The 11,506-nt window shown below is 66.9% G+C and carries 5 protein-coding genes and 1 pseudogene; 3 read left to right on the top strand and 3 right to left on the bottom strand.

Features of this window, described 5'->3' with window-relative positions; genetic code table 11:
- The coding region (locus FXF52_RS33635) for a glycoside hydrolase family 95-like protein (RefSeq protein WP_370518061.1) at window positions 1–570 on the top strand (570 nt) is incomplete at its 5' end.
- A gap of 305 nt (window positions 571–875) precedes the next feature.
- Here FXF52_RS33635 and FXF52_RS43500 read toward each other — a convergent pair.
- Window positions 876–962, bottom strand: a pseudogene (locus FXF52_RS43500) (hypothetical protein); the annotation flags it as partial.
- Between the two features lie 329 nt (window positions 963–1,291).
- On the opposite strand from FXF52_RS43500, the gene FXF52_RS33625 reads away from it, so the two are divergent.
- Window positions 1,292–4,453, top strand: a complete 3,162-nt coding sequence (locus FXF52_RS33625; RefSeq protein ID WP_148803246.1) for a glycoside hydrolase N-terminal domain-containing protein — start codon at window positions 1,292–1,294, stop codon at window positions 4,451–4,453.
- A 94-nt stretch (window positions 4,454–4,547) separates the two neighbouring features.
- Here the strand turns inward: FXF52_RS33625 and FXF52_RS33620 are convergent, their stop codons facing one another.
- Window positions 4,548–7,214, bottom strand: coding sequence for a DUF1349 domain-containing protein (locus FXF52_RS33620; protein ID WP_222870823.1), 2,667 nt, complete (start codon window positions 7,212–7,214; stop codon window positions 4,548–4,550).
- Window positions 7,215–7,711: 497 nt separating this feature from the next.
- On the opposite strand from FXF52_RS33620, the gene FXF52_RS33615 reads away from it, so the two are divergent.
- Window positions 7,712–10,213, top strand: coding sequence for a discoidin domain-containing protein (locus tag FXF52_RS33615; RefSeq protein ID WP_148803241.1), 2,502 nt, complete (start codon window positions 7,712–7,714; stop codon window positions 10,211–10,213).
- Window positions 10,214–10,475: 262 nt separating this feature from the next.
- On the opposite strand, the gene FXF52_RS33610 is transcribed toward FXF52_RS33615, so the two are convergent.
- Window positions 10,476–10,787 carry a discoidin domain-containing protein gene (locus FXF52_RS33610; protein ID WP_148803239.1) on the bottom strand — a complete coding sequence of 104 codons (312 nt, stop codon included), beginning with the start codon at window positions 10,785–10,787 and terminating at the stop codon, window positions 10,476–10,478.
- Window positions 10,788–11,506: the final 719 nt, after the last annotated feature.

The raw sequence follows: 11,506 nt of genomic DNA, 5'->3' as shown, positions 1-11,506 counted from the left end.
CACCTCTTCGCGGTGTTCCCGGGCCGCCAGATCACCCCTGGCGCGTCGCCGGAACTCGCGGCTGCCGCACTCGTCTCGCTCAAGGCGCGCTGTGGCGAGCGCGAGGGAATCCCGTTCAGCGAGGCCACCGTGTCCGGCGACAGCCGCCGGTCCTGGACCTGGCCCTGGCGGGCCGCGCTGTTCGCGCGGCTCGGTGACGCCGAGCGGGCGCGGTACATGCTCCGGGGCCTGCTGCGGTACAACACCCTGAAGAACCTCTTCTGCAACCACCCACCGTTCCAGATGGACGGCAACTTCGGCATCACCGGTGCGATCGCCGAGATGCTCCTGCAAAGCCACGAGAAGGTCATCCACCTGCTGCCGGCGTTGCCGAAGGACTGGGCTGACGGCTCGTTCACGGGTCTGCGTGCCCGCGGCGGCTACGAGGTCAGCTGCACCTGGCGCGACGGGCGCGTCACCGACTTCACGGTCGTGGCCGACCGGGCGCGCAACCAGGGCACGGTCATCGTCCGCGTCAACGGCGAGGACGTACGGGTCAAGCCGGTGAACCCGCGCCAGCAGGATCGCTGACCTCCCGCACGCACCACGTTCGCGCCCGGGCCCGTGGACGCCGTCCGGCGTCCACGGGCCCGCTGGCGCGTGATCCGATGAATGCGTAGCCAAGCCGGGCGCCGCCCATTGTGGTCACGGCGTCCGTGAGGGTGTGGCGCTGCTGTTGCGTTTGCCCTGCTGGCGGCCTTGGTGCGCCACGGACGGCCATCAGGGACGATGCCGAGCGCGCAAACCTCCACCGCTTTTTCACCGGTAGGGTGCAGCACGTTTGCGCTTCCGGCGACGAACGGTCCGCCTCGGCCGGTGAGGGCGGCGGATCGATCCCCTATGCCCGCGACACCCTCGGCCCGGTAGCGGCCGGCCCACCGTTTCGCGGCGTTCACGCAGACCTGGAACCGTTCCGCGGCCTGCCGAAGCCGCCACCCCGTCGTCGACCTCCCGTGTCGACAACATCAGTGAACGAACAAATAGATCCTATATCTTGTGCGATCTATCCTTGGCCTCTAGGTTTGGCTGAACGCTGACGGAGTTCAGCCTCATCGATGCGCCATCGCCTGGTGTTCGCGCCCACCTACGGGTAGATCAAGCAGGCGTTGCCAGGAACACTGCGACGCCTCCCCGCACAGCCACGCCGCGGGCACCCAACGCAAGAGAAGGAGGAGAAGTGTTGCCCAAGCGAAACCCGCCCAGGCGTTGGCGACGCCTGCTTGGAGTCGGGGCCTCATCTGTCGCTGTTTTGGTGAGCTCGACGGCGCTCGCCCCGGCAGTGAGCCAAGCGGTTAGCACGCTGCCAGCACTCACAGCGGCGGCGAATGAATCGGCCCAGGACGCCGACCACAGTGGGGTGACGCTGTGGTACGACGAGCCGGCCACGGACTGGCAGTCCCAGTCACTACCGATCGGCGACGGGGCCCTCGGTGCAACCGTCTTCGGGGGTGTCGGTACCGAACGGCTGCAGTTCAACGAGAAGACCCTGTGGACGGGTGGACCGGGATCCGCCCAGGGCTACAACTTCGGCAACTGGAACTCTCCACGGCCGAATGCAATGCAGGAAGTCCAGGACAAGATCAACGCCGACAAGCGAGCCAGTCCCTCGTGGGTGACGGGCAAGCTCGGCCAGCCGAGGGCTGGATATGGCGCCTACCAGACGTTTGGCGAGCTGCGGCTTTCCCAACTCAGTGCTCCAGGTGCGGTCACCGATTATCGCCGTACGCTCGACCTCGCCGATGCCATCGCTGGTGTCACTTACCGAGGCGACGGGGTCCGCTTCACCCGCGAATACTTCGCCTCAGCGGTCGACGACGTGATCGTTGCTCGGTTCGGCGCTGACCGGCCGGGGTCGATCGGCTTCACCACCGCCATCACCGCACCCGACAACCGCAGCAAGAGCATCAGCGCCAAGAACGGCCGGATCACCCTGACGGGCGCGCTGAATGACAACGGCATGCGCTACGAGTCGCAGATCCAGGTGCTGAATATCGGCGGCCAGCGGACTGAAAACGGCGACGGCTCGGTGACGGTGAAGGACGCCGACCAGGTCGTCCTCCTGCTTGCGGCCGGGACGGACTACTCGGAGAAGTCCCCCACGTACCGCACCGTGCCTCCGCACGACGCGGTCACCGGTCGCATTGATGCCGCAGCCGGCAAGTCGTTCGACCAGCTGAAAGCGGCGCACACCGCGGACTACCAAGGCCTGTTCGGCCGCGTACGGCTTGACGTCGGCCAGCAGATGCCGCAGATCCCGACCGATGACCTCCTCAAGGGCTACCGGGACGGCTCGGCGTCGGCGGAAGCGCGTAAGGCGCTCGAGGTGCTGTACTTCCAGTACGGCAGGTATCTCCTCATCGCGTCGTCACGCGGCGGCTCGCTGCCCGCGAACTTGCAGGGGGGGTGGAATAACTCCACCTCCCCGCCGTGGGCGGCGGACTACCACACGAACATCAACCTGCAGATGAACTACTGGCCGGCCGAGACCGCCAACCTGTCCGAAACCACGGCTCCGCTGTTCGACTTCGTTGACGCGCTGGCCGCCCCCGGAGAGGTGACCGCCAAGGAGATGTTCGGCAACCGGGGCTGGGTCGTGCACAACGAGACCAATCCGTTCGGGTTCACCGGCGTGCACGACTGGGCGACCGCGTTCTGGTTCCCCGAGGCCGGCGCGTGGCTGGCGCGGCACTACTGGGAGCACTACCTGTTCACCCGCGACGAGCAGTTCCTGCGCGACAGGGCCTACCCGATGCTCAAGTCACTGTCGCAGTTCTGGCTGGACGAGCTGGTTACCGACCCACGCGACGGGAAGCTGGTAGTGAACCCGAGCTACTCGCCGGAGCACGGTGATTACTCTGCTGGTGCCTCTATGTCCCAGCAGATCGTGTGGGATCTGCGGACCAACACCACCGAGGCAGCGAAGATCGTCGGCGACACGAGCGAATTCACCACCCAGCTCGCCGACACCCTCGCCCGCCTCGATCCCGGCCTGCGGATCGGGTCGTGGGGCCAGTTGCAGGAATGGAAGGAAGACTGGGACAACCCCAACGACCAGCACCGTCACGTCTCGCACCTGTTCGCTCTGCATCCGGGCAGCCAGATCACCCCCGCGAAGACCCCCCAGTACGCCGACGCGGCCGCGGTCTCCTTGCGGGCGCGCGGGGATGGGGAGGCAGTCGGATGGAGCAAGGCATGGCAGGTCAACTTCTGGGCCAGGCTGCTTGACGGGAACAACTCGTACAAGAACCTGTCGGCGTTGCTCAAGGCCAACACCTTCACGAATCTTTGGGACAACTGCTGCGGTCCGTTCCAGATCGACGGCAACTTCGGCGCCACGGCCGGGATCGCTGAGATGCTGCTGCAGAGCCAAGCCGGCACGATTGACGTCCTGCCTGCCCTGCCGGACTTCTGGCGGGACGGGTCGGTCGATGGTCTCCGCGCCAGGGGGGCGTTCACGGTCGGCGTGACGTGGCAATCCGGCATCGCTTCGAAGATCCGGATCGCCTCCGACAAGGGTGGGATCGCCAGGTTGCGCAGCGACATGTTCACCGGCAAGGTGTTCGTCTATCGCAGCGACGGAAAGCCGACCGACTACGAGGTCAAGGATGGCATCCTCACCCTGCCCACCAAGGCAGGCGAGGAGTACCGAATTGTCGCTCAGGCGGCGGTCGCGGTCGCGGTGCCCGACGGCGTGCGTGCGCCCGGCTCCGAAATCCCGGTCACCGTCACGCTGTCGGCTGCGGACCGGCAGGTCGTCGCGACAACCATCACGGCGCTCGAGGTGCCCGATGGTTGGGCCGTCGCGCCGGCGGCAGTTCGTTCCGCGCCCCTGAAGTTGGGTGAGAGCCGAACTCTGAAGTTCACCGTGACGGTGCCGCGCAACGCCGCCGACGGCAACTACCGGATCACAGCCGCAGTCTCCACCGACGAGTGGGCGTTACGGGCACCGACACCCATCGACGTCCTGCGCGAGAACCTCGCGCTCCGTAAGCCCGCAGAACAATCCAGTACCTACCCCTCCGGAGGAGGAGTGGCTTCCCGTGCCGTCGATGGCAACACCGACGGCAACTTCTCCAGCAATTCGGTCACCCACACCAACCTCGACAATCAGCCGTGGTGGCAGGTTGACCTCGGCGCATCCCAGGACATCGGAGAGGTTCTGGTATGGAACCGCACGGACTGCTGCTCCGCGCGCCTCACCGACTTCTACGTCCTCGTGTCCGACTCACCGTTCACCAGTGCGTCATTGGAAACGACACTCCAGCAGCCCGGAGTGCACGCCTTCCGATACGCCGGCACCGCAGGCACGCCGACCCACATCAACGTCAGCAAATCGGGCCGCTACGTGAGGGTGCAACTCACCTCCGCGAGCAACTACCTGTCACTGGCCGAAGTGCAGGTGTACCGGCCCTAGTCAACGGCCAGACGATCACGGGCGCCGTACGAGAGGGCGAAAGGGGCCGGGACCGCTGATCATGTCAGCGGCCCCGGCCCGCGTCCTGCCGCGGCTACCACTCCGATAGGAAGGGCACCTGCTTCCCGTCGATGGTTGCGTCATGGAACTCGAACGGCTGGTCGGGTCCCGGATTCTCCACCTCTGCCATGACGCCGAAACGGGCCTGCCCGAGCCACGCCGCGGAGATCGGTGACCCGATGGGTGTGAAGTCCCGGCCGTCGGTCGACATGGAGGCGATGACCGTGTCGCCGGTACGAGTCAGTCGCAGCCAGAGTTCGGACTGATCCGGGTCGGCGATTCGCCGGCTCTCCTCCGGCTGCCCTGCGGACTCCGTCACGACCGTGACGGTGGGAGTTCCGTTGTTGTGCTTGCGCTGTAGAGCGATGTAGTCGTTGTCGCCGCGGTAGAGCAGCAGGCCCGCCTCCATGTAGCCGCGCTGGGTCTTGCCGACCATCTTCACGGTCGCCGTCCCCTCTCCGCCGCCGACGGGGGTCAGCACGATGTTGCGAGCCGTGTTCGTGCCGGCCCAGAGGAACCCGCTGCCGGTCGGGGTGAGCGACAGGGCTCCGTCGGGCAAAACCGTGCGCTTGCTGGGGGTGTCGCGCAGCACGGCCCAGGAGTCGGAGAGGGCGGGCGCCTTGGCACAATCGGGTGAACTCGGATCGCCGCCGACGGTCATTGTCAGGGCGCTGGAGACAAGCTGGCCGATTTCCGTCTTGACGATCGCTGTCACCTCCGCGCGGCCTGCGGCGACCGCCCTCACCGTGCCATCTGATGCGACGCTCAGTACCTGTGGCTTGTTCGATCGGAACTTTGGTGCCTCAACCACTGGGAGAAGGTTGTCCTGCCCGAACCCGATGTCGTCCCCGTCCACGGTGACCTCGGCGGCTTGGGTCGTCTCGAGGTCTGCGCGCAGGTTCAGTCCGTTGTCGTACCGGTTGTCCTCGATAAGGACGTCACTTGCGCCGCGGAGGCGGAACAGGGGAGTGGTGTAGGGCCCGCCGGCCGCGACGGCGCGGATCTGCGTCGTGGCGCCCACTGCGGGACACCGGTTCTTGGCTTGCACGGCGACGAGCCGGTCGCGGTCGACGCGGCTGACGTCGTTGCCGAGGAACGTGAGGCCGCGGACGCTTTTGGCGTTTACCAGTTGGACGTCGCCGACACGGAACTCGTTGTGCTCGATGCGGATTCCTTGGTGCACCGGGTTATCGGGGTCGAGCACCTGGTTGGTCGGCTCAACGAAGATCACCGGGCTGGCCGGGCGGAGGAAGAGGTTGCGCCGAATGCGTACGTCTCGCACCGGCCCCGACTCGTACCACTGGTAGGCATCTGAGGAGATGAACACGCTCGCCATGGACATGCCGTCGAAAACGTTGTCCTCGATGACAACGGGCCGCCGAGTCGTGACGAGGATTCCCCGGGTCGGCACGTTCCGGAAGGTGTTGCCGGCGATCCGTGCCGAGGGCGTGTACGTCGTGTTCTCGACGACGAAGTTGCCCGCGGTGACGATGTCGAGGATTCTCCGGTCGAACGTCACCGCCATCGTCGTCAAGGGTTTGTCGTGGTCCTGGCCAGAAGGTCCGTCGACGCTGCGGACCGTGGCGGTACCGCCGGGTACGGCGGACATGGTGCGCTTTTCGACGAACTCGACCTGGTCGCCTGGGTGGAACTGGGGAAAGCCCGCGGTCTCGGGGTGCATGTAGGACAGCAGCAACGTGTCCGGCGTGAGCCGCTGGGCCACCTGAAGGTACGTACCGTGAATGTTGATGGGGTCGTCGTGCGGTCCGTCAAATATGTTGTTGGTGATGGTCACGGCACCCTTGACGCCGGACATTTGGATGAAGTCGGCGAAGGCTGCAGTGGTGCGTCCGGTGGCGGGATCGGTGCGGAAGTCGTTGCCGTCGATGGTGATGTTTTCGCTCAACTGCCCGACGATGCCGAAGCCGTGCAGGTAGCGGGCCGCGACCCTGCGGAGGGTCACATTGCTCGACTCCCAGATGAAGCCGGCTGCGGTGTCTCGTGTCGTCTGCCGCATCTGATAGACCAGTCCGCGGTCGGACGGCGCGGTGGCGGACCGGTAGTCGACGCGGATGCGGCCGTCGCCGAGGTCGGCGACCGCGGCCACGTTACGGAAGAGCGGGTTCGCGCCGCGCCACGTGCGCTGCGCTTCGGGGTCGTGGACCTGGGAGTACTGCATCCCGTCGACGCCGCTCCAATAGGGCTGGCCACTTGTCGGGCTCGTCTCGCCGAGCCAGGTCACGTGGTTGTCCGCGACGCGGTAGAGCGTCCCCGGCGGGAGGCCGAGGATCCGGTAGCCCATACCGTTGGCGGTGCCCGCTTCGGTCACCGTCGCGTCGATGACCTTGGGGGTCGTGTAGTCGAAGCTGAAGTTGGTCGCGGTGACGCGTTGCGACCGGACGACCGCGAAGGCGCTCATCAGCCCGTGGAATTGCAGGTGCGATCCGTCACCGTCGATCACGATGTCGGTCATGTCCTCGACGAGCAGGCCGATCTGCTTGGTGCGGTAGCGTTGGTCGGCACCGACGGTGTTGGAGATGTAGAGCTCTCGCGATTCGGCATGCTCGGGATAGAGCTGGTACGTGCCATGAGGAAAGAGCACGCGAACCGGGCCATCGACCGACTTGGCATGCCGTAACGCGGCGGCCACAGCGGCGGCGCTGTCGGCTCGCCCGGTCGGGTCCGCGCCGAAGTCGGTCACTCGGACGACCGTTGCCGATGCATCCTGTGCTGATGCCCCCAGCGCAGGCACGGCCGCAGCGGGCCCGAACAGGGCAACGGTAGCCGCGACCACCCCACCGATCAGATGAGACCTCGGATGTCTGTGGGGCGTTTCGTCTCCGCAACGCATCACTATCTCCCAACAAATCGGTAAACGTAGCGTCGTTCGAGCCTCAAGGTTCTGCTGTCTTTGCGTAAACATCCCATGTCTATGAAGGTGCGTCAACCAGTGTCCAGTCAGCTCTGCAGCGGACCCGGTGGCTGAGGTGCGAGGCTCGTCGTCCTGGTGGACGGCGCCGACGTCTTGGATCGATCGAATCGATCCTATATCTTGCGCGATCTATGAAGAGCCCCTAGGGTTGGCGGCGCGCTAACGAAGCCAGGCCCGTCGATGTGCGCAGCGTCGGGGCGCCCGTCCGCGCAGTGCCCGGCGAACGGCCACTCATCCCCACGGCACCGCCACCCCTGGAGGTACGCATGAGATTGCGGCCAACATGGCTCGTCGGCCTGCTGTCGCTCCCGGCGTTCGTCGCCGGGGGACTGCCAGCCGCGGCCGAACCAGTCTCCGCCGTCAATTCCAAACCCGCCGTCGTGCCCGCGCTGCAGGAATGGGAGGGCGGCCGGGGGGCGTTCGAGCTGCGCAAGCACAGCCGGATCGTGCTTGCCAAGCAGCAGGGCGACGAACTCGGCGCGCAGGGCGCGCAGCTGGCGGCCGACCTTGAACAGGTGACCGGGCGGAAGTTGGACGTCTCCCCGCGGATCCCGCAGGACGGCGACATCGTCCTGTCGGTCGATCCCACCCTCACCGACGCCGAGGGCGGTGCCCGGTTCGCGGAGGAGGGCTACACGTTCACCGTCACGGACGGGAACGTGACGATCGCCGCGCCGACCGTGACGGGCGTCTTCTACGGTACCCGGACTCTGCTGCAGCTCCTGCTGCTCGACGACGGTCGCGACTCGATCTCCGTGGGGGCGGCCGTGGACTGGCCGAACTACAAGGTACGCGGCTTCATGCTGGACGTCGGACGGCGATTTTTCACCGCCGACTACATCCGCGACTACCTGCGGCTCATGGGCTGGTTCAAGCTCAACCAGCTGCAACTGCACCTCAATGACAACGGCTTCAAGGGAGGGCGGCCCTGGAGTGAGGTCCAGGCCGGTTTCCGGCTCAAGACTGACAACCCCGTGCTCGCCGGCCTGGCCTCCACCGATGGCGCCTACGACCGTGCCGACTGGGACTCGTTCGAGGACACCGCCGCCGCCAACGGCGTCACGATCATCCCCGAGATCGACTCGCCGGCCCACTCGCTGGCCTTCATCCGGTTCCGCCCGGCACTCGGCCTCGACAACGGCGACTCCGACCACCTGGACCTGTCCAAGCCGGAGACCACCGCATTCATGAAGTCGGTGTTCGACGAGTTCGTGCCCTGGTTCCGCAGTCCCGACGTGCACTTCGGGGCCGACGAGTACACGGTGGACAAGCCTCGCTACAAGGTCTACTTCAACGAGATGGCCGCACACATCCGTGCCCTCGGCAAGCACCCGCGGGCCTGGGGCAGCCTGTCGGTCATGGCCAGCAGCGCCGAGGGCTACGACCGCGACGTGACCCTCAACAGCTGGAACAACGGCTGGTACGGGCCGCAGGCCATCAAGCGCGACGGGTACTCGTCCTTCATCAACACCAACGACGCCCTGCTTTACATCGTCCCGTTCGCCGGCTATTACCACGGCCACGGTCTGGACGGAAAGTACCTCTACGACCAGTGGGAGCCACATGTCTTCCCCGGCGGGCAGAGTGTGGCCCCCGGCGACCCCCAGTTGCTCGGTGCCATGTCCGCGGTGTGGAACGACCTGACCCAGGCCACCTACACCGAACTTGACGTGCACGGCCTGGTCGAGCCCACGTTCGGCGTGCTTGCCCAGAAGATGTGGAGCGGAGCCAAGTCGGGGGTGCCGTACAGCACGTTCCTCGGCACGGTGCGTAAGCTCGGCGTGGGCACGGGGCTGACGAAGGTCGCCACGACGCTGGCCACGCCGGCGAACGGAGAGTTGAGCCTTGGTCGGGCGGCGACCGCCTCCGCCGGCGGTGCGGCGGCGGCGTTCGACGGGGTGGCGACCACCAAGTGGGTTAGCGGTCCCGGAGACGAGGCCTGGTTGCAGGTCGATCTCGGGAAACCGGCCGTGGTCAGCAAGGTCGAATTGGACTGGGCGCCCGAGCACGGACGGGACTACGCGGTCCAGGTGTCCGGCGACGGCGCGACCTGGACCACGGTCGCCTCGCGTACGGGCCGCGAATCCGCGGGCACCGACACGCTCAGCTTCGACCCGGTCGAGGCCCGGCACGTACGGCTGACCGGCACGCAGGCCAACCAGAAGCAGGACGGATACGCCCTGTGGAGCATGCGCGTCTTCGACGCACCCGACCTGGCGCTGCACCGGCCGACCACCGCATCATCGTCTGAGGTGCCGAGCCTCGGGCCGGAGAACGCCACCGACGGAGACGCCAAGACCCGATGGGCCAGCGCGTACCGGGACGGGGAATGGATCCAGGTGGACCTCGGATCCCCACAGTCCGTCCAGCGCGTCCTGCTCGACTGGGAAACGGCTTCCGGTCGCGACTACGACATTCAGGTGTCGGACGACGCGACGAACTGGCGAACGGTGGCCGCGGTCCGGGACAAGCCGTCGGGCGCCCGTGTCGACGAGCTCACGTTCGCACCGGTGACCGGCCGGTACGTCCGGATGCAAGGGGCCAGACGGGCCACCGGCTTCGGCTATTCGCTGTGGCGCTTCGAAGTCCGCTCCGGTGGGTTGGAGCAGGCCGGCACCAGCAACTCTCCGTCCGAGCGAGCCGAGGTCGACCCGGCCCAGACCGTCGCTGTCCCCGCCCAGGTCAGCAGCGGCAACGCCGGCTCCGATGACCTGATCGGAGCTACCACACCGAACACCAGCGACGACAGCACGCTCACCACCGGCTGATCGAAACCCGGTAGGTAGGGGCAGCGGAAGTCCTCCGCCCCTGCCTACCGAACGCCACCTCGCCCCACGCCTGCCCGCCTACCACCGCACGCCATGGCCGCACGGCGCTTGCCGGGGGGCGGTTCCCAGCCGAGCGCCTGTCGGGACGTGCCGGCGTCCCGACAGGCGCTCCAGCTCCAGCAGTGGAGCTGCAACAGGGTGGTCCGTGCCGGGAAGCCGGCACGGACCACCCATCTCGGCCGCTGGTGTGCCGGGTCAGCGCCTATCGATGCTGATCTCGGCTGCGGAAGGTCCAGGGACCGTCGTTGATCTCGCTCAGTGCGACGAAGCGTACGAACCGGGCACCGGTCTCGGGCAGCGGCACCCACTTCTCACCCTGGCCGGTGTTGCCGAAGCGCCCGCTGGCGAGCGCCTGTCCCCAGGTGTGGCCGTCGGCGCTGAGATAGATCTCGTACCGGTCGACAGTGCCGTTGACGCCGTTCTGCCGGGGCAGGTGGCGGAGGGCGCATCGGAGCTGGCTGCGCCCAGGTCCACCTGGATCTCGTGTGGGTAGCCGGGTGTGGACCCGCGCCATTGGGTGTGCCAGATGATGTCGGGTCACCGTCGATGGCGTTGGTGGCCACGCCGTTCTCGCCGACGGCTTTCTGGCTGTCGACGTACGTGACACCTGCCGGACTGGTGGCGCCGTCGGCGCAGGACAGTCGCGGCGGGCTGCGCAGCCGGACTTCACCGGGGACCGGAGCCTGCCAGGTGACCGTGGTGGTCGACTTGATGGCCCAGGCCCCGGCCAGGGCGAAGGAGACGTCGAAGGTCCGCTGCTGCGTCTGCCCCGCGGGCAGCACCTCAAGCCGCCGGACGGCCGGCTGGACGCCGCTGCTGCCCGGGACGGCCACGAAGATTCATCCTTCACTATGTCCCCCTGTCACGGGGTGAGCGGCTGCCCAGGCTTCAGCCGCCGATTTATGTGCAGAGCCTTGACGCAAAGGTGCGCTGGGTCGCACACTGTGGACGACGATCGAGCCGGGTCTAGAGATCCGATGTCTCAATCGAAGCTGCTCCGTCCGTCGGGGGAGTTGCGCGGTGTGGCCCCAAGCGCGGGTGACGGTCCGGACCTCGCCAGACACTGGTCTCGCTGTTGATTCCGGCCTGCCGCGAGTAGTGACCTTCCGGTCAACACTGATCGACGTGGGTCGTTGCTTCCAGGTGGCGTACCGCTTACGATCCTCAGTCATCGGGTCTTTCTACGTACGGATGGCATCTGCCCGTCTGGTGGCTGCTCGTCCCTGGCTGCTG

This window comes from Micromonospora sp. MP36, assembly GCF_008119785.1.
Classification (GTDB): domain Bacteria; phylum Actinomycetota; class Actinomycetes; order Mycobacteriales; family Micromonosporaceae; genus Micromonospora.
The sequence above is the reverse complement of the archived record's forward strand: the minus strand, read 5'-3'. Positions and strand labels throughout refer to the sequence as shown.

Bases quoted from the DNA above. Each gene is read 5' to 3' on its own strand.
- FXF52_RS33615 (WP_148803241.1), top strand. From the start codon at position 7,712: ATGAGATTGCGGCCAACATGGCTCGTCGGCCTGCTGTCGCTCCCGGCG.
- FXF52_RS33610 (WP_148803239.1), bottom strand. From the start codon at position 10,787: ATGGCGCGGGTCCACACCCGGCTACCCACACGAGATCCAGGTGGACCT.